This is a genomic window from Bradyrhizobium tropiciagri (assembly GCF_018130505.1).
In the GTDB taxonomy this organism is placed as follows: Bacteria; Pseudomonadota; Alphaproteobacteria; order Rhizobiales; family Xanthobacteraceae; genus Bradyrhizobium; species Bradyrhizobium tropiciagri_B.
Genome location: NZ_JAFCKH010000005.1, coordinates 462,618 through 479,303, shown reverse-complemented (window position 1 = coordinate 479,303; position 16,686 = coordinate 462,618). Strand labels below are relative to the sequence as shown.

Sequence of the window (16,686 nt, the reverse complement as noted above, 5' to 3'; positions counted from 1 at the left end):
AAGGACGTTTGCGCAGCCCGCGCAGGCTGGGCGCGCCGCCGATGGAGAATTTCAGATGAACCTGATTCAGCAGCTCGAAAAAGAGCAGTTCGACAAGCTCGCCGCCACCAAGACCATTCCGGAATTCGGCCCCGGCGACACCGTGATCGTCAACGTGAAGGTGGTCGAAGGCGAGCGCACCCGCGTGCAGGCCTATGAGGGCGTCTGCATCGGCCGCTCCGGCCAGGGCCTCAACGAGAGCTTCACCGTCCGCAAGATCTCCTACGGCGAAGGCGTCGAGCGCGTGTTCCCGGTGATGTCGCCGATGATCGACTCGATCAAGGTGGTGCGTCGCGGCAAAGTTCGTCGCGCCAAGCTCTATTACCTGCGCAGCCTGCGCGGCAAGTCGGCCCGCATCGTCGAGAAGCAGGACCGTCAGACCGCCGTCGGCGAGTAATTCGTTCCTTCCCACGGGATGTGACCGAAAGCGCGGGGCCAGCCCCGCGCTTTTTTGTTGCGGCATACCTATCTCACCTACAGCCCCGCGCATCGATCGATTGTCGCGGGCGCGAGCCCTGTGTTAGAAATTTAGAATGGTTCCGGATCAAGCCAGCCAGCCCTGCCAGCGCGTCGTGATCGACGATCACTCGCGGCTGCCCGGCCGGTTCTTCGGACGTTTCGCGACGTCGGCGACATCAGAGCTTACGCGCGCAGCGTAACGCTGCCTGGACACGCTCGCCTGCCGCGCGCCGACCCGCGCTCAAGCCATTCACCACCGAATTTCTTCTGGAGCTCAAGCTCATGTCCAAACCGACCACGCTGTACGACAAGATCTGGAACGACCATCTGGTGCACGAAGCCGAGGACGGCACCTGCCTGCTCTACATCGATCGCCATCTGGTGCACGAGGTGACCTCGCCGCAGGCGTTCGAAGGCCTGCGCGCCTCGGGCCGCAAGGTGCACGCGCCGGAGAAGACGCTGGCCGTCGTCGACCACAACATCCCGACCACCGACCGTTCCAAGCCGAACCCCGACCCTGAAAGCATCGAGCAGATGCGGGTGATGGCGGAGAACGCCAAGGAGTTCGGCATCGAGTACTACAACGAGTTCGACAAGCGTCAGGGCATCGTCCACGTCATCGGCCCGGAGCAGGGTTTCACGCTGCCCGGCACCACCATCGTCTGCGGTGACAGCCACACCTCGACGCATGGCGCGTTCGGCGCACTCGCCCACGGCATCGGCACCTCCGAGGTCGAGCACGTGCTGGCGACGCAGACGCTGATCCAGAAGAAGGCCAAGAACATGCGCGCGGTGGTCGACGGCAAGTTGCCGGACGGCGTCACCGGCAAGGATATCATCCTGGCCATCATCGGCGAGATCGGCACCGCCGGCGGCACCGGCTATGTGCTGGAATATGCCGGCGAGGCGATCCGTGCGCTGACGATGGAAGGCCGCATGACGGTCTGCAACATGTCGATCGAAGGCGGCGCGCGCGCCGGCCTGGTCGCGCCCGACCAGAAGGCGTTCGACTTCCTGCGCGATCGTCCGAAGTCGCCGAAGGGCGCCGCCTGGGATGCCGCGATGCGCTACTGGGAAACGCTGCGCTCCGACGAGGGCGCGCATTTCGACCACGAGATCCGGCTCGACGCGGCCAAGCTGCCGCCGATCGTCACCTGGGGCACCAGCCCCGAGGACGTCATCTCGGTGACCGGCTTCGTGCCTGATCCGGACAAGATCGCCGACGAGGCCAAGCGCCTCTCCAAGCATCGCGCGCTGAAATATATGGGCCTGACCGCAGGGACGAAGATCACCGACATCAAGCTCGACCGCGTCTTCATCGGCTCCTGCACCAACGGCCGCATCGAGGACCTGCGCGCTGCGGCAAAGATCGCCGAGGGCAAGACCGTCAACGCCCATGTCAACGCGATGATCGTGCCGGGCTCGGGCATCGTGAAGGAGCAGGCGGAAGCCGAAGGCCTCGACAAGATCTTCATTGCGGCCGGCTTCGACTGGCGTGAGCCCGGCTGCTCGATGTGCCTCGCGATGAACCCGGACAAGCTGAAGCCGGAAGAGCGCTGCGCCTCGACCTCGAACCGCAACTTCGAGGGCCGCCAGGGCTTCAAGGGCCGCACCCATCTGGTGTCGCCCGCAATGGCCGCGGCCGCCGCGATCGCCGGCCACTTCGTCGACGTCCGCGACTGGCGGTAAAAAGCCAGCGCGGTTTGCGCCCGAAAATGCAACGGCTCTTGTCTCAAGCTCGAGCCGTTGCGGAAACGGGTCGTTAACGGCCGGCACGCACACTGGCGCCTTGCGAAGACAAGTCCCGCGAGGAGCCGGCCGTGGCGGACAAATCCGATTTCGTCGATATGATCAGCGAGGCGACGCGGCAGAGGCGCCGACGCGCGGCAGCGCCGCGCATCGTCGATCCGCTTCCGGTCGTCAAGGAGACCTCGCGCCTCAGCCACTGGCCGCCGGAGCGCTGGACGCAATGGCGGCTGGAAAATCTGACGCCGTGGAAGGTCAAGCCCTGGAAGCTCACCGACCGGGACTAGGCCTCACCGCATGGATCAAACAAAAACGGGCGCCGCGTGGCGCTCGCTGTCGTTTCAACTTTCACCGGCGCGCGCCTGTTCGACGCGTTCAGGAAGGACGGCTGCTGTCTCTCACACCGAGCGCAACGCGACGGCGCGCGTCACCAGATCGGACCGAAGCCGATGCCGAACGTGAATGGTGCCGGCACGGCATACGGATAGGGCCGGTAGTAAGTGGGCCGTCCGTAATAATAGGGCTCGTAGGGCCGGTAGTAGGAATAGGGCCGATCATACGGCCGGTAGCCGCGGTAATGATGTTGGTGATGGTAGCGGCGATGATGGTGCTGCGCGCTGAAATCCGTCACCGTGCCTGCGTGCCGTTGTTGCGCGGCTGCTGGCGGCCTGGCCGGTGACGCAGCTGTTGCCGATGCAGGCGCCGCCAATGCGAACGCGCCTGCGACCGCGGTAACACCGATCCATCTCATCATGATCAACTCCTGGCAGATTGCGATGAGCGGCATCTCGCGCGCTCAAATCTGCCGCTTTGATGGCTGCAAACGACAACAGGCCCGCTGCTCACAGGCCTGTGTCTCAACTGCGCTGAAACGCCGCGCGATCAGTGCCGCCAGTGGCGGCGATGCCAACCACGGTGATGTCCGCGATGCCAGCCGCGGTGCCATCCGCGCCCATAGCGCACTTCGGTGGTCATCTGGTTCGGCTCGTTCTGAACCGTTGCCGCCGCACCCGGAGTCGCAAGCGAGAACGCCTGCGCGCGCTCGGCCGGTGCAGCGAGCGCAAGCACCGCACCGACGGCGGCAAGCCCCAGAACCTTCATCACCTTCATGTTTCGTCTCCTCGATTCCTAAGATGTCACGTCTCGCAACGACGATCCGCGATCGAATCGATCCCGTTGCCGCGACGCAGATCGCAAGCTGAATGCGGATGACGTGAATGGGGAATGAATGACTGCGCCACGATGATGAATGCCGCGCAGCCGCGTCTTGTTCCCGCGCGAGCGCACGATTTTGCGCGTTCACACGAGAAGCATTCAGTGCGTTCGAGAGTGCGCTAGCCCGGCCGCCAGAAGCAGTTCATGCGCGGCGTGATCACGGTACCGCTCGGCCGATGCTCCTGCACATAAGTGGCGGTGCAATCGCGCACGGCGTTGGGACCGGGGTTGTAGCGCGGGATCACATCCGGTTCCCAGTGATCGGGCCGGTAGATCGGAATGCGGCGCAGCCGGCGGCGCTCGACGACCCGCTCGGGCGCGGCCTGGGCCACGCGGACGCCGGCCTGCGCGCTCTGTGCCTGCGCTTCCGCAGCCGGAAGCGAGAGCCCGACCGATGCCGCCAACAGCGCTGCCGCCACGATCCGTTTCATTTGCGCCACCCAACACCCCGTTATCGGCCGCACGGTCTCCCATTGCGCCGCCGAGGTCAACCGCGCTGGCGCGGCCGACCGCACTCGCGCTAAAGGAGTGTCATGTGGACCACAGCCAAAGCCCCCTCGCTGGCCGAAATGGAAGCCATGGCGCACGAGGTTTTCGAGCGCTTGCCGAAGACCTTCCGGACCCTGTGCGAGGGCGTGATCATCCGGGTCGACGATTTTCCGACCGATGAGGTGCTGGACGAGATGCAGGCGCAGAGCGAGTTCGACCTGCTCGGCCTGTTCCACGGCGTCGGCCTGCCGCAGCAGAGCCATGGCGACGTGGCCCGGCTGCCCAACATGGTCTGGCTCTACCGCCGGCCGATCCTGGACTACTGGGCCGAGCACGACGAGAGCCTCGGCCACATCGTCCGCCACGTCCTGATCCACGAAATCGGCCACCATTTCGGGCTGTCCGACGCCGATATGGAGGCGATCGAGGCCGCTGCGGGCTAGCCCTGCAGAATTCGCCCTTTTACCGCTGTCACATTCGCGATAGATATCCAGCCCCTATCCCTCATTTCGACCGGGAAGTGCTCCGATGGACAAGTTCACTACGCTGGAAGGCGTTGCGGCGCCGCTGAAGATCATCAATGTCGACACCGACATGATCATTCCGAAGCAGTACCTCAAGACCATCAAGCGCACCGGCCTTGGCAAGGGGCTCTTCTCCGAGCAGCGCTACAAGGATGACGGCAGCGAGAACCCGGATTTCGTGCTCAACCAGCCCGCCTATCGCAGCGCGAAGGTGCTGGTCGCCGGCGACAATTTCGGCTGCGGCTCGAGCCGCGAGCACGCGCCCTGGGCGCTGCTCGACTTCGGCATCCGCTGCGTGATCTCGACCTCGTTCGGCGACATCTTCTACAACAACTGCTTCAAGAACGGCATCCTGCCGATCCGCGTGTCGCAGGAAGACCTCGACAAGCTGTTCGACGACGCCGAGCGCGGCGCCAACGCGACGCTGACCATCGACCTCCCCAACCAGGAGATCCGTGGTCCCGACGGCGGCAAGGTGAAGTTCGAGATCGATCCGTTCCGCAAGCACTGCCTGATCAACGGCCTCGACGACATCGGCCTGACGATGGAGAAGAAGACCTCGATCGATACCTATGAGGCCAAGCTCAAGGAGCGCGCCTGGGCCTGAAGCTCATCCGTTCACCAAGACCCCGGTGCCATCAGGCGCCGGGGTTTTTCTTTGCCCGTTTGCCGTCGCCGCAAAACTGCTTATAGCTGGCCGCATGCTGCCTGAGATCGTCACCTTCTGGCATGGGCCGATGGATGCGTTGCGCCGGACCTGCCTGCGCTCGCAGCTGGCGGCCGGCCACAAGGTCACGGTCTACAGCTTCGACCCGCTTCCGGGCCTGCCTGACGGCATCGGCAATGCCGAAGCCGAGGCCGTGCTGCCGCATGCGTTCGCCGAGAAGCTGCGGCCGCCAGAGCCCGACGGCTCGTGGCGCGACTGGACCATCCTGCAGTTCAGCGATTTCTTCCGCATGAAACTGATGGCGCAGCGCGCCGGCGTCTGGCTCGATGCCGACGTGCTGCTGTTGAAGCCGGTCGAGATCGATCCGGCAAAACCTTACTTCGCCTGGGAGCGGTCGCGGCAGCTCGGCAACTCCGTGCTGTATCTGCCGCCGCACGATCCGATCGTGCGTGCATTCGAGGATTTGATGGAGCAGGAGGAACTGACGCCGGATTGGCTCGCGCTCCGCCATCGCCTGACTTTCCTGATGCGCCAGCTTCGCCGCCGATCGAACCGCCTCGCCGATATCAGGATTGCGATCTACGGTCCCGCGGCCCTCACCGCACTGGCGCGCCGCGAAGGCCGTTTGCAGCACGCGTTGCCGAAGCGATCATACTATGCCGTGCACGCCGAGCCGAAGCTGTTCTTCGAGCCGTCGGATTATGCGCAGTTTCTGAATGATCCCGCGATCATCGGCCTGCACATCTCGCCGAAGGGCCGCGGCAAGGAAGCGCCGATCAAGGGCAGCCTCTACGCATGGGCGGCGGAGAAATTCGGGAGCTGACGCGGTCCCACCCTCTCCCCTTGTGGGAGGGGGTGGGTTCGCGAAGCGAAGCCGGGTGAGGGGTTCTCTCCGCGCGGACGCATCTCGCGAGTGGCGAGAACCCCTCATCCGGCGCTTCGCGCCACCTTCTCCCACAAGGGGAGAAGGGAAGCAGGCATCCCGATAGTTCAATGCCCCATCGCGGCGATCGCATCCGCGATTGCGATCGTGCGCCTCGCCATCTCGGCGTGCAGGCGTTCCACCATCCGGCCGTCGAGCTGGATCGCGCCGCGCGAGGCATTTTCCGGCTGCTCGAACGCGGCGATGATTTTGCGCGCCTCGGCGACCTCGGCCTCCGGCGGCGTGAAGATCGCGTTGCAGGCGTCGATGTGGCTCGGATGGATCAGCGTCTTGCCGTCGAAGCCGAGATCACGGCCCTGCGCGCATTCCTCGGCAAAGCCGTCGATATTGCTGATGTCGCTGTAGGGTCCGTCGAGGATTTCCAGCCCATGCGCGCGGGTCGCCAGGATGCAATGCGTGATCATCGGGATCATCGCGGCGCGGCCGGGCTTCATCCGGATCCGGGTCTCGCGTGCGATGTCGTTCGGCCCGAACACGAAGCCGGCGAGGCGTGTCTCGGAATCCTTCGATGCCGCGGCCAGCTTGTCGGCATCGAGCACCGCGCGCGCGGTCTCGATCATGGCCCAGACCCGGATCGAGGTCTGCGCACCGACGTCGCTCAGGCGGTCGGCGACGGCGTTGAGGTCGGCGACAGTCGAAATCTTGGGAACCAGGATCCCGTCCGGCTGCGCCTTGCCGGCCATGGTGATGTCGTCGATCCACCACGGTGTGTCGAGCGCGTTGATGCGGATCAGCACCTCGCGCTTGCCGAACCCCTTGGCGACGACCGCCTTGGCGATCTGCTCGCGGGCCACGGCCTTGGCGTCGGGCGCAACGGAATCCTCCAGATCGAGGATGATGCCGTCGGCCGCCAGCGTACGGGCCTTCTCCAGCGCCCGCGCGTTCGATCCGGGCATGAACAGCAGGCTGCGGCGCGGACGGGTCATGGCGATCTCCTCAAGGGCTCGGGCGCGGCGAATGTCCATTGTTTAGGCACTGACAAGGCACCACTTTTCAAGCCCCGCCACTATCATTTCAGGCCGGACGCCGGAAGTCTTGTTCCGGACATGAGCATGTGGTTAGCCAGACGCCATGAAACACTTTCCGAAGCAGCTGATCGACGGCTACCGCGCCTTCGCCACCCAACGCCTGCCGACCGAGCAGTCGCGCTACCGGGAACTTTCCGAGCGCGGCCAGTCCCCGGAAACCATGCTGATCGGCTGCAGCGACTCCCGCGTCTCGCCCGAGGTCATCTTCGACGCCGGTCCGGGCGAGTTGTTCGTCGTCCGCAACGTCGCCAATTTGGTCCCGGTCTACCAGCCCGACAGCGCCGCTCACGGCGTCTCGGCCGCGTTGGAATATGCCGTGACCGTCCTGAAGGTGAAGAATGTCGTGGTGCTGGGTCACGCCCAGTGCGGCGGCATCCGCGCCTTCGTCGACAAGATCAAGCCGCTGACGCCCGGCGACTTCATCGGCAAGTGGATGCAGATGTTCATCAAGCCGGGCGAGGTGGTCGAGCAGCGCGAGCACGAGAGCATGCAGGAGTTCGTGACCCGCATCGAGAAGGCCGCGGTGTTCCGCTCGCTCGAGAACCTGATGACGTTCCCGTTCGTCCGCGAACGCGTCGAGAGCGGCGAGATGCAGCTGCACGGCGCCTATTTCGGCGTCGCCGAAGGCTCGCTGTTCGTGCTCGACCGGGTCGCCAAGGAATTCCGCAGCATCAGCGAGATGGCAAAAGACTAGGCCGGCTCCGTCACTTCAGCCTCGGTTCCTCCGTTATCCCGGGAAGCCGCAAATCACGTCTGCTTGATCCGACGATCGAAGCGGCGCTACAGTGATGTAGCGCACGGACGTGTGAACCGGCGCATGCAATATTTTATGAGCTGATCCGTTCGAGATCAGGGCGGCAGCGTTGGCTATGCCGTCGCGTGCGGCACGGCCGGTGGCCGCGCAGCAATTGCTTTTCTGACGCAAAGTTCATTCCGCGGAAGGCATACGACCATGGCCATTACGGCAAGCTTCGCATCCGGCATTCTCTCGATCGTTGGCGATACGCTCGACAACCCCATCAGCATCGGCCGCGACGCGGCGGGGACCATCATCATCAATAACGGCGCGGTCCCGATCAGCGGCGGCGTCGCGACGGTAGCGAACACCAGCCTTATTCAAGCCTCGGGCCTCGCAGGCATCGACACCATCTTGCTCGATCAAAGCAACGGACCCATGCCGTCCACCGCGTTCATCGGGGGCCAAGGCGAAGATGTGCTGATCGGCGGCAGCAGCGACGACACATTCATCTGGAATCCCGGCGACGGCAGCGACACCATCGAGGGACAGGGCGGCGTCGATACGCTGAGTTTCAACGGGGCGAACATCAGCGAACACATCGACATCTCCGCCAACGGCTCCCGGGTTCGCCTCACCCGCGACGTCGCCTCCATCACGATGGACCTCAACGGCGTCGAGAACATCGCCGTCAAGGCGCTGGGCGGCGCCGACACCCTCACTGTCAACGATCTTGCCGGCACCAATGTCTCCAGGGTCGCAATCGATCTGCAGGCTACCGGTGGCGGCGGCGATGGCGCAGCCGACACCGTCATCGTCAACGGCACAGCCGGCAACGACGCGATCTCGGTCGTCCAGAACGGCACCCAACTGCTCGTCAATGGCCTGGCCGCGCAGACCACTATCGACGGGATGGAATCGGCCAGCGATGTCGTCCAGATCAATGCGCAAGGCGGAGCCGACGCGGTCACGTTCGAAGGAAGCGCTGCCGCCAATACCTACACAATCACTGCCAACGGCACGTTTGTGAGGGTGAGCCGGGTCGATTCCGTTCCGTTCAACGCCGATGTCAGCAGCGAGAGCATCGTCATTCATGGCAATGCCAACGACGATGTGATCACCGCAGGCAACGGCATCGCCGCGTTGACAAACCTCACGATCGACGGCGGCGACGGCAACGACACGATCACCGGCGGTGACGGCGCCGATGTCATTCTGGGTGGCGCCGGCAACGACATCGTGATTGGCGGCCGTGGCAACGACCTCGCGCTGCTCGGCGACGGCAACGATAGTTACATCTGGAATCCAGGCGACGGCAGCGACATCGTCGAGGGCCAGGGCGGCCTCGACACCCTGAATTTCAATGGCGCAAACATCGCTGAACGCATCGATATCTCGGCGAATGGCGGCCGGGTTCGGTTTACCCGCGACGTCGCCAGCATCACCATGGACCTCGATGGCGTCGAGACCATCGCCTTCAAGGCGCTGGGCGGCGCCGACACGATCACGATCAACAATCTGGCCGGCACCGATGTCACCAAGGTCGCGATCGACCTGCAGGCCTCGGGCGGTGGCGGCGATGCCGCGGTGGACACCGTCATCGTCAACGGCAGCGCGGGCGGCGACCAGATCCTGATCACGCAGATCGCAGGGCACATCCTGCTGAACGGCATGCAGGCGCAGGTCGACCTCATCGGCGCCGAAGCGGCAAGCGATGTGCTGCAAGTCAATGCGCTGGGTGGAAACGACTACGTCAACGCCGCCAACCTCGGTATCAACCCGGTCAAGCTCGCGATCGACGGCGGCGCCGGTAACGACATCATCTTCGGCAGCGACGGAAGCGATGTGCTGCTCGGCAATGACGGCAACGACACGCTCGGCGGGGCAGCCGGCGCCGATACGCTGACCGGCGGGCTCGGCAACGACACATTCGTTGCCGGACCCGGCGGCGGAACCGATACCATCCTCGACTTCGCCATCGGCGCCGACCGGATCAATCTGGCTGGATTCGCCGGGATGCACAGCCTCAACGACGTGCTCGCGGTGGCGATCCAGAACGGCAGCGATACCGTCTTGAACCTGGGGGCCGGGACGACGCTCACGCTTCTCGGTGTTACCAAGACCACGCTTACCGCCGGCAATTTCGTGTTCGCGCCCGTCACGCGGCATGATTTCGACGGCAACCTGCATGACGACATCAACTGGGTGAACGACAACGGCAAGGCCTCGATCTGGGACAATGGCCAGATCGGCGGCGCTCACGTCATCGCTCCGGCAGGCACCATCGCAAATGGTTGGCACTTTGCCGGCACCGGGGATTTCGACGACAACGGCCGCAGCGACATCCTGTGGGTCAACGACGACGGCAAGGCCTCGATCTGGGATAACGGCCAGATCGGCGGCGCGCATTTCATCGCACCCGCCGGCACCATCGCGAATGGCTGGCACTTTGCCGGCACCGGAGATTTCGACGGCAACGGCCACAGCGACGTCCTGTGGAACAACGACAATGGCGCCGTTTCCATCTGGGATAATGGCCAGATCGGCGGCGCACATATCATCGCGTCGGCAGGCATCGTCCCGGCCGGTTGGCACATAGCCGGCACCGGGGATTTCGACGGCAACGGTCACAGCGACATCCTTTGGGCCAACGACAACGGCACCGTCTCGATCTGGGATAACGGCCAGATCGGCGGCGCACACGTCATCGCCGGCGCCGGCGTCGTCGCTGCAAGCTGGCATATTGCCGGCACCGGAGATTTCGACGGCAACGGACAGAGCGATATCCTGTGGCGCAACGACAACGGCACCGTCTCGATCTGGGATAACGGCCAGATCGGCGGCGCACACGTCATCGCCAGCGCTGGCGTCGTCGCCGCTAGCTGGCATATTGCCGGCACCGGAGACTTCGACGGCAACGGATTAAGCGACATTTTGTGGCACAACGACAATGGCGCCGTCTCGATCTGGGATAACGGCCAGACCGGCGGCGCACACATCGTCGCCAGCGCAGGCGCCGTCGATGCAAGCTGGCACATTGTGTAGAGGAGGCGCCGGAGGAAACGTAAGGACCGGCTGTTCCGTTCGCCGCGGTGCCTTGGCTATTCGCCGCCGTGACCGCCGCTACCCCAACGGTCGGAGATCGCGAGCATGAAGGACGAGACCACGAATACCAGGTGCACGCCGACCAGCCAGGCGAGCTTGCTCGGATCGAACGCGGTGTCGATGTTCATAAACGCCTTCAGCACCTGAATCGCCGAGATCGCGACGATGGAGGCCAGCAACTTCTGCTTCAGGCCGCCGAAATCGACCTTGGTCATCCAGTCCGGCCAATCCGGATGCCCGGCCGGATCGATCTTGGAGACGAAGTTCTCGTAGCCGGAAAACACCACGATCAGGATCAGGTTGCCGGTCAGCGAGATGTCGATCAGCGTGAGCACGCCGAGGATGATGTCGGATTCCTTGGCGTAAGGCACATGCAGAATGAAGTGCCAAAGCTCCATGCAGAACTTCAGCAGCAGCGCCGCGAGGCTGACGACGAGACCGAAATAGAACGGCGCCATCAGCCATCGGCTATTGAACAGCAGGCTCTCGAACCCGGTTTCGACGCGCTTCAGGGTCGGATTGGGCCGGTAGGTCACCGGATCTTCCGTCATTGCTGGTCCGGTCCCTAGCGTCTGTTCGTATGCGGCCGTTCGAAAATGACAGTCGACGGTTGATTGTCAAGGAATGTTGGCGATCCGGCCGACCATCTCTCGATACTCAATCTCAGATATCCGTCCACTCATCGCCAACGAGTGCAGCCGTTTCCGCAACGTGCCACTTGCGATTTCTTCGTCACGAGCGCGTTCGGCCTCCGTCATCTGACTACGGGGCTTCGCGACAAGACGGATTGCGCCGGGGGGCGACAATCGAGGCGCCGGAATTCTTGCCGCCCAATCCGGCGCACTCCCTTCCGGCCGCGCTTCCCAGGACCCCAAATCGCTTCGCGTGGCCACTGCGGCAAACTTTCGGTCCTCGAGCGTTGCGCGGCGCCATCCCAGCCGGTCCAGGATGGCTTTGATCTCCACGAACCGAGCGGTCAACGCCGCTTCGCGCGCGGCTTCTTCAGCATCCATTTCGCGATGTGTGGCGTGGGAAAGATCACTGAGCGGAACTCGGCCGCCATGCGGATAGTAGTCGGTATAGACGTCGCCTTGCCCGCGCAGATTAGCAACCATCCCCGCCGTTCCGGACAACCCCATCGATTGGATTCGATCGCCGCCCTCCTTGAAGAAGCTCTGGTTCTTCAAATAGGCGTACAATGCGTCCGCGAAGTCCTCATCCAGCAAGCGTGCTCGAAGCGCCTCGTCTCCGGCAAGATCGACTTCGAGGTCGGGATATTGGTGCGGAACAGGCGTCGAATATCCCGGCTGTTTCCCCGGTGTGAAGACGACGCGATCCGGACCAATATCAATCGTACCATGCACCCAACGGCGCGGCTTTTCCGAGACTTGATAGCGCCAATTGTCGCTATCCACTCGGCTGGCATTGACGAGCGCGCCGTCGGCCAATTTGGCGCCAGTCACATAGTGAGGCTCTCCAAGGCTCCATCGAACAACCGCTTCGCCGTGCCGAACACTCCACCGCGACGCGCCGGTCCATTTTCGTCCGGGCTGGTTGTTTTCATACGACGTCCAGCGTCCCGGCGGCGGGGCGTTCTGTTCGATGAACGGGTAGGATCGATCAAGATACTCGCGTACCTGCGCGTCTGTCGGACTTTCCGCCATTGCCAATCCACCAACACCCGCACCAACCAGGGCAGTCATCAGAGCCAATCGGCGCATGGCTGTTAAGCCTCAGGCCGCCTGCTTCTTCGCGGTGATCAGTTTGCGGTTGATCAGGACTTCGGCGATCTGCACGGCGTTGAGCGCAGCGCCCTTGCGCAGATTGTCCGACACGCACCAGAACGACAGGCCGTTCTCCACCGTCGCGTCCTCGCGGATGCGGCTGATATAGGTGGCGTCCTCGCCGGCGGCCTCGTACGGCGTGACGTAGCCGCCCGGCTCGTGCTTGTCGATCACGAGGCAGCCTGGCGCGTTGCGCAGGATGTTGCGCGCTTCGTCGGCGCTGATCGGATCGGCGAACTCGACGTTGACGGCCTCGGAATGGCCGACGAAGACCGGCACGCGCACACAGGTCGCGGTGAGCTTGATCTTCGGATCGAGGATCTTCTTGGTCTCCGCCATCATCTTCCACTCTTCCTTGGTGAAGCCGTCTTCCATGAAGACGTCGATGTGCGGGATGACGTTGAAGGCGATGCGCTTCGGGAATTTCTTATTGATCAGCTCGTCATTGGTGTAGACGGCCTTGGTCTGCGAGAACAATTCGTCCATCGCATCCTTGCCGGCGCCCGACACCGATTGATAGGTCGAGACCACGACGCGGGTGATGGTCGCCTTGTCGTGCAGCGGCTTCAGCGCGACGACGAGCTGCGCGGTCGAGCAGTTCGGGTTGGCGATGATGTTCTTCTTGGTGAAGCCCGCGGCGGCATCCGCATTCACCTCCGGCACGATCAACGGCACGTCCGGGTCCATGCGCCAGGCCGAGGAATTGTCGATCACGACCGCGCCGGCGGCGCCGATCTTGGGCGACCATTCCTTCGAGACCGAGCCACCGGCCGACATCAGGCAGATGTCGACGTCGGAGAAATCATAGTGCTCGAGCGCCTTCACCTTCAGGGTGCGGTCGCCATAGGAGACCTCGATGCCGACGCTGCGGCGCGAGGCCAGCACGACGACCTCGTCGGCGGGGAATTTGCGTTCGTCGAGAATGTTGAGCATTTCGCGCCCGACATTGCCGGTCGCTCCGACCACCGCGACTTTGTAACCCATCGTTCACTCTCCGACGAAAAATGCCTGCTCCCCCGCTAGCAGCGGAAAGGGAAGAGGCAGCGCTTCTATGCGAGAAAGCCCGTCAAGACAACGTTGCGTGCATTTGAGCGTTTTAATGCGTTTATTTCAGGCCGATCCGGCCGCACCCCATCATACGGGAATGGCGTCGGCACTGACGGGCCTCGTCGACGAGGTCTACGCCACGCTCTCCCGGCTGTTCGCCTATGTCGCCGTGCTCGCGCTGTTCGTCGCCCTTGGCAACTATCTATGGAAGCAACTGCCGGACGCAACGGCAATGGCGGCGCCGGCCGCCGCCGCGGGCTGGAGCCCGGCCAGCCGTCCGGCACCGGCCTTCGCCATCAGCCGGCTCGATCCGCGAGATAAACCAGAGACTTACGAAGTGCTCCGGCATCCCGAGGGCGGCCGCAAGGACGTCCTCCGTTGGGCCGACGCCGCCGGCGCGCCGGCGGCCGAGCTGGAAATCTACCGTCCCGGCGGCGAGGCCGCGGGTCCCGCGATCGCCGAGATCGCCGCGCGCCTCGACCCAGGCGGCACGCGCGAGCTCGAGGCGGCGGGGATCATCGACAGCAAGTTCGGCAGCGTGACGCTGCTGCGCCCGGCCCAGCGCGACGGTGGCCGCACCTGCCTCGGCTTCCTCAAGCAGGTCGACGCGCCCGATATCCGGATCTCCGGCTGGACCTGCCAGGGCGCCGGCCTGCCGGCCCAGCGCGCCGCGATCGCCTGCATGCTGAACCGGCTGACCCTGCTGGCGGCCGGCAATGACCCGCGGCTGGCCGGGCTGTTCGCCCATGCCGAGCTGAAGCGCACCGACTGCGTTACCTCCGGCGCGCCGGCGCTGTCGTCCGACTGGGTGATGGGCAGCGAGAACCCGCGGCTGCGCGGCGCCTTTTGATGGCAACACCATGGCGGAGCCCTGGGCAACGTACTGGTTTTCATGAAACTTTTGCGCTTCCCGCCGCATTATGTCCGGCGGTGTGGCGCAATTGACCTAGTGACGGCCCGCCCATCGCGGCTACAATATGTTCCAAGTGATTTTGGCGAACGCGCCAGCCCCGATCCGGGGCCGTACTGACGAGGATGCGATGACCTTGAAATTCCCTGCCGCGAACAAGCTCGTGGTGTTGCTTGCCGCGGCTGCCGTCACCGCAACCGCGCTCAGTGTCACCGCCGCCAGCGCGCAGTCGCCGAGCAAGCGCAAGCAGCAGGAGCAGTACGACCGCGACGGCCGCCGCTATTACGGCGCGCAGGGTCCGAACCGCGTCTACCAGCAGGGCCCGCGCACCCGCGTCTACGTCACCACCCGCTCGTGGCTCGATGCCGGCACCGAAGTACTGCCGGGCGACCGCAAGTTCAACGACTACGCCTTCCCGGCGGACGTCGGCTATCCCTCGTTCGCGCGCGAGAACAAGAACCAGCCGATCGATCGCCAGCCGCTCAGCCCGCCCGGCGATCTCGGCGGCTATCCGCGGAATTTCCCGCTGTATTGATATTTTTGGCGATCTGCCGACGCGAAAATGGCCGGGCCCGGCCATTTTTGTTTTGGCTGTCATTCCGGGATGGTCCGAAGGACCAGACCCGGAATCTCGAGATTCTCGGTGCGCAATTGCGCACCTGAGGGTTCATCGCTGCGCGATGCCCCGGAATGACGGCGTGGGCGTCACACGTGCAGCTTCTGCAATTCCTTCAGGATCGCCTCGCCCATCTGCGTCGTGCTGGCAGCCGTGGTGCCTTCCGACTTGATGTCGGCAGTGCGCAGGCCGCTGGCGAGCACGGCTGCGATCGCCGCGTCGACCTTGTCGGCGAGCGCGCCCATGTCGAACGAGTAGCGCAGCGCCATGCCGAACGAGGAGATCATCGCGATCGGGTTGGCGAGGCCCTTGCCGGCGATGTCGGGCGCCGAGCCGTGCACCGGCTCGAACAGCGAGCGGCGCTTCTTGGTCTTGGCGTCGATCTCGCCGAGCGAAGCCGACGGCAGCATGCCGAGCGAGCCGGTCAGCATCGCCGCGATGTCAGACAGCATGTCGCCGAACAGATTGTCGGTCACGATGACGTCGAACTGCTTCGGCGCCTTGACGAGGTTCATGCCGCCGGAATCGGCGAGCTGATGCTCCAGCGTGACGTCCTTGTATTCGCGCGCGTGAACCTGGGTCATGACCTCGTTCCAGAGCACGCCCGACTTCATGACGTTGCGCTTCTCCATCGACGTCACCTTGTTCTTGCGCTTGCGCGCCAGGTCGAAGGCGACGCGTCCGATGCGCTCGATCTCGTAGGTGTCGTAGACCTGGGTGTCGACCGCGCGCTTCTGGCCGTTGCCGAGATCGGTGATGGTCTTCGGTTCGCCGAAATAGACGCCGCCGGTAAGCTCGCGCACGATCATGATGTCGAGGCCCTCGACCACGTCGCGCTTCAGGCTCGAGGCTTCCGCCAGCGCCGGGTAGCACACCGCCGGGCGCAGATTGGCGAACAGGCCGAGATCCTTGCGCAGGCGCAACAGGCCGGCTTCGGGCCGCTGTTCATAGGGAACGCTGTCCCACTTCGGACCGCCGACCGCGCCGAAGATCACGGCGTCCGCCGCGGTGGCCTTGGCCATGTCACCCTCGGAGATCGACACCTTGTGGGCGTCATAGGCGGAGCCGCCGACCAGGCCCTGCTCGGTCTCGAATTTCGCAATGCCCTGCGCATTCAGCCAGTCGATCAGGCGCTGCACCTCGCCCATCACTTCGGGGCCGATGCCGTCGCCGGGGAGAAGCAGCAGTTTATGGGTCGCCATGGTCGTTACCTCGAAGGTGCGGTTTGTTGTCATTGCCGGAGTTTCGCCGGCAATCCAGATGCCCGGGGCAAGCCCGAGCATGACGAGCTAGGGAAATCCGGCCGGAGTGCTAAAACGCCCGGCACCGATTGGCAAGGCACCCCGCGCAGGGCCAAAATGGCCCGAAAAGCCATCCG

General features: G+C 64.2%; 18 protein-coding genes. 10 read left to right on the top strand and 8 right to left on the bottom strand.

Annotated elements, in window-relative coordinates; genetic code table 11:
* The first annotated feature begins 55 nt into the window (after window positions 1-55).
* The 3 genes from rplS to JQ633_RS15895 all read left to right on the top strand — a co-directional run bounded on the left by rplS (window position 56) and on the right by JQ633_RS15895 (window position 2,531).
* Window positions 56-436 (top strand): 50S ribosomal protein L19, encoded by a 381-nt coding sequence (rplS, locus tag JQ633_RS15905; RefSeq protein ID WP_166213254.1) that lies wholly within the window; start codon window positions 56-58, stop codon window positions 434-436.
* Window positions 437-780: 344 nt separating this feature from the next.
* The gene (leuC, locus tag JQ633_RS15900; RefSeq protein ID WP_211985973.1) at window positions 781-2,187 is read left to right on the top strand and encodes a 3-isopropylmalate dehydratase large subunit; all 1,407 of its coding nucleotides are present in this window, start codon (window positions 781-783) and stop codon (window positions 2,185-2,187) included.
* A 131-nt stretch (window positions 2,188-2,318) separates the two neighbouring features.
* Window positions 2,319-2,531 (top strand): hypothetical protein, encoded by a 213-nt coding sequence (locus JQ633_RS15895; protein WP_211985972.1) that lies wholly within the window; start codon window positions 2,319-2,321, stop codon window positions 2,529-2,531.
* A 140-nt stretch (window positions 2,532-2,671) separates the two neighbouring features.
* Here the strand turns inward: JQ633_RS15895 and JQ633_RS15890 are convergent, their stop codons facing one another.
* From JQ633_RS15890 to JQ633_RS15880, 3 genes are all read right to left on the bottom strand, one after another.
* The gene (locus tag JQ633_RS15890; RefSeq protein ID WP_211985971.1) at window positions 2,672-2,998 is read right to left on the bottom strand and encodes a hypothetical protein; all 327 of its coding nucleotides are present in this window, start codon (window positions 2,996-2,998) and stop codon (window positions 2,672-2,674) included.
* Between the two features lie 128 nt (window positions 2,999-3,126).
* Window positions 3,127-3,354, bottom strand: a complete 228-nt coding sequence (locus tag JQ633_RS15885) for a hypothetical protein (RefSeq protein WP_211985970.1) — start codon at window positions 3,352-3,354, stop codon at window positions 3,127-3,129.
* Between the two features lie 224 nt (window positions 3,355-3,578).
* Window positions 3,579-3,890: a hypothetical protein gene (locus JQ633_RS15880; protein ID WP_211985969.1), complete on the bottom strand. Its 312-nt coding sequence runs from the start codon at window positions 3,888-3,890 to the stop codon at window positions 3,579-3,581.
* A gap of 102 nt (window positions 3,891-3,992) precedes the next feature.
* Here JQ633_RS15880 and JQ633_RS15875 point away from each other — a divergent pair, with 102 nt between their 5' ends.
* The 3 genes from JQ633_RS15875 to JQ633_RS15865 all read left to right on the top strand — a co-directional run bounded on the left by JQ633_RS15875 (window position 3,993) and on the right by JQ633_RS15865 (window position 5,962).
* Window positions 3,993-4,391 carry a metallopeptidase family protein gene (locus tag JQ633_RS15875; RefSeq protein WP_211985968.1) on the top strand — a complete coding sequence of 133 codons (399 nt, stop codon included), beginning with the start codon at window positions 3,993-3,995 and terminating at the stop codon, window positions 4,389-4,391.
* Between the two features lie 85 nt (window positions 4,392-4,476).
* Window positions 4,477-5,079: a 3-isopropylmalate dehydratase small subunit gene (gene leuD / locus JQ633_RS15870; protein ID WP_211985967.1), complete on the top strand. Its 603-nt coding sequence runs from the start codon at window positions 4,477-4,479 to the stop codon at window positions 5,077-5,079.
* Window positions 5,080-5,173: 94 nt separating this feature from the next.
* Window positions 5,174-5,962: a hypothetical protein gene (locus JQ633_RS15865; protein WP_211985966.1), complete on the top strand. Its 789-nt coding sequence runs from the start codon at window positions 5,174-5,176 to the stop codon at window positions 5,960-5,962.
* Window positions 5,963-6,129: 167 nt separating this feature from the next.
* Here the strand turns inward: JQ633_RS15865 and JQ633_RS15860 are convergent, their stop codons facing one another.
* Window positions 6,130-7,008, bottom strand: a complete 879-nt coding sequence (locus tag JQ633_RS15860; RefSeq protein ID WP_211985965.1) for an HpcH/HpaI aldolase/citrate lyase family protein — start codon at window positions 7,006-7,008, stop codon at window positions 6,130-6,132.
* Between the two features lie 145 nt (window positions 7,009-7,153).
* Here JQ633_RS15860 and JQ633_RS15855 point away from each other — a divergent pair, with 145 nt between their 5' ends.
* On the top strand, window positions 7,154-7,804 hold the full coding sequence (locus JQ633_RS15855; RefSeq protein WP_211985964.1) for a carbonic anhydrase: 651 nt from the start codon (window positions 7,154-7,156) through the stop codon (window positions 7,802-7,804).
* Between the two features lie 258 nt (window positions 7,805-8,062).
* On the top strand, window positions 8,063-10,891 hold the full coding sequence (locus tag JQ633_RS15850; protein ID WP_211985963.1) for a beta strand repeat-containing protein: 2,829 nt from the start codon (window positions 8,063-8,065) through the stop codon (window positions 10,889-10,891).
* A 56-nt stretch (window positions 10,892-10,947) separates the two neighbouring features.
* Here JQ633_RS15850 and JQ633_RS15845 read toward each other — a convergent pair whose 3' ends face one another.
* The 3 genes from JQ633_RS15845 to JQ633_RS15835 form a co-directional block, all read right to left on the bottom strand.
* Window positions 10,948-11,502, bottom strand: coding sequence for a TIGR00645 family protein (locus JQ633_RS15845; RefSeq protein WP_211985962.1), 555 nt, complete (start codon window positions 11,500-11,502; stop codon window positions 10,948-10,950).
* A 66-nt stretch (window positions 11,503-11,568) separates the two neighbouring features.
* Window positions 11,569-12,654: a hypothetical protein gene (locus tag JQ633_RS15840; protein WP_211985961.1), complete on the bottom strand. Its 1,086-nt coding sequence runs from the start codon at window positions 12,652-12,654 to the stop codon at window positions 11,569-11,571.
* Between the two features lie 30 nt (window positions 12,655-12,684).
* Window positions 12,685-13,719, bottom strand: coding sequence for an aspartate-semialdehyde dehydrogenase (locus JQ633_RS15835; protein ID WP_211985960.1), 1,035 nt, complete (start codon window positions 13,717-13,719; stop codon window positions 12,685-12,687).
* Window positions 13,720-13,834: 115 nt separating this feature from the next.
* On the opposite strand from JQ633_RS15835, the gene JQ633_RS15830 reads away from it, so the two are divergent.
* On the top strand, window positions 13,835-14,632 hold the full coding sequence (locus tag JQ633_RS15830) for a hypothetical protein (protein WP_211985959.1): 798 nt from the start codon (window positions 13,835-13,837) through the stop codon (window positions 14,630-14,632).
* A 190-nt stretch (window positions 14,633-14,822) separates the two neighbouring features.
* Window positions 14,823-15,227, top strand: a complete 405-nt coding sequence (locus JQ633_RS15825) for a hypothetical protein (protein ID WP_211985958.1) — start codon at window positions 14,823-14,825, stop codon at window positions 15,225-15,227.
* Window positions 15,228-15,397: 170 nt separating this feature from the next.
* Here JQ633_RS15825 and leuB read toward each other — a convergent pair whose 3' ends face one another.
* On the bottom strand, window positions 15,398-16,510 hold the full coding sequence (gene leuB / locus JQ633_RS15820) for a 3-isopropylmalate dehydrogenase (RefSeq protein WP_211985957.1): 1,113 nt from the start codon (window positions 16,508-16,510) through the stop codon (window positions 15,398-15,400).
* Between the last annotated feature and the right edge of the window lie 176 nt (window positions 16,511-16,686).

What these genes read in the sequence shown, in the direction of transcription:
- JQ633_RS15860 (WP_211985965.1), bottom strand. Translation starts at nt 7,008, where the DNA reads ATGACCCGTCCGCGCCGCAGCCTGCTGTTCATGCCCGGATCGAACGCG.
- JQ633_RS15825 (WP_211985958.1), top strand. Translation starts at nt 14,823, where the DNA reads ATGACCTTGAAATTCCCTGCCGCGAACAAGCTCGTGGTGTTGCTTGCC.
- JQ633_RS15875 (WP_211985968.1), top strand. Translation starts at nt 3,993, where the DNA reads ATGTGGACCACAGCCAAAGCCCCCTCGCTGGCCGAAATGGAAGCCATG.
- JQ633_RS15855 (WP_211985964.1), top strand. Translation starts at nt 7,154, where the DNA reads ATGAAACACTTTCCGAAGCAGCTGATCGACGGCTACCGCGCCTTCGCC.
- leuB (WP_211985957.1), bottom strand. Translation starts at nt 16,510, where the DNA reads ATGGCGACCCATAAACTGCTGCTTCTCCCCGGCGACGGCATCGGCCCC.
- JQ633_RS15845 (WP_211985962.1), bottom strand. Translation starts at nt 11,502, where the DNA reads ATGACGGAAGATCCGGTGACCTACCGGCCCAATCCGACCCTGAAGCGC.
- JQ633_RS15850 (WP_211985963.1), top strand. Translation starts at nt 8,063, where the DNA reads ATGGCCATTACGGCAAGCTTCGCATCCGGCATTCTCTCGATCGTTGGC.
- leuD (WP_211985967.1), top strand. Translation starts at nt 4,477, where the DNA reads ATGGACAAGTTCACTACGCTGGAAGGCGTTGCGGCGCCGCTGAAGATC.
- JQ633_RS15880 (WP_211985969.1), bottom strand. Translation starts at nt 3,890, where the DNA reads ATGAAACGGATCGTGGCGGCAGCGCTGTTGGCGGCATCGGTCGGGCTC.
- JQ633_RS15840 (WP_211985961.1), bottom strand. Translation starts at nt 12,654, where the DNA reads ATGACTGCCCTGGTTGGTGCGGGTGTTGGTGGATTGGCAATGGCGGAA.
- JQ633_RS15890 (WP_211985971.1), bottom strand. Translation starts at nt 2,998, where the DNA reads ATGATGAGATGGATCGGTGTTACCGCGGTCGCAGGCGCGTTCGCATTG.
- JQ633_RS15830 (WP_211985959.1), top strand. Translation starts at nt 13,835, where the DNA reads ATGCGTTTATTTCAGGCCGATCCGGCCGCACCCCATCATACGGGAATG.
- JQ633_RS15885 (WP_211985970.1), bottom strand. Translation starts at nt 3,354, where the DNA reads ATGAAGGTGATGAAGGTTCTGGGGCTTGCCGCCGTCGGTGCGGTGCTT.
- rplS (WP_166213254.1), top strand. Translation starts at nt 56, where the DNA reads ATGAACCTGATTCAGCAGCTCGAAAAAGAGCAGTTCGACAAGCTCGCC.
- leuC (WP_211985973.1), top strand. Translation starts at nt 781, where the DNA reads ATGTCCAAACCGACCACGCTGTACGACAAGATCTGGAACGACCATCTG.
- JQ633_RS15835 (WP_211985960.1), bottom strand. Translation starts at nt 13,719, where the DNA reads ATGGGTTACAAAGTCGCGGTGGTCGGAGCGACCGGCAATGTCGGGCGC.
- JQ633_RS15865 (WP_211985966.1), top strand. Translation starts at nt 5,174, where the DNA reads ATGCTGCCTGAGATCGTCACCTTCTGGCATGGGCCGATGGATGCGTTG.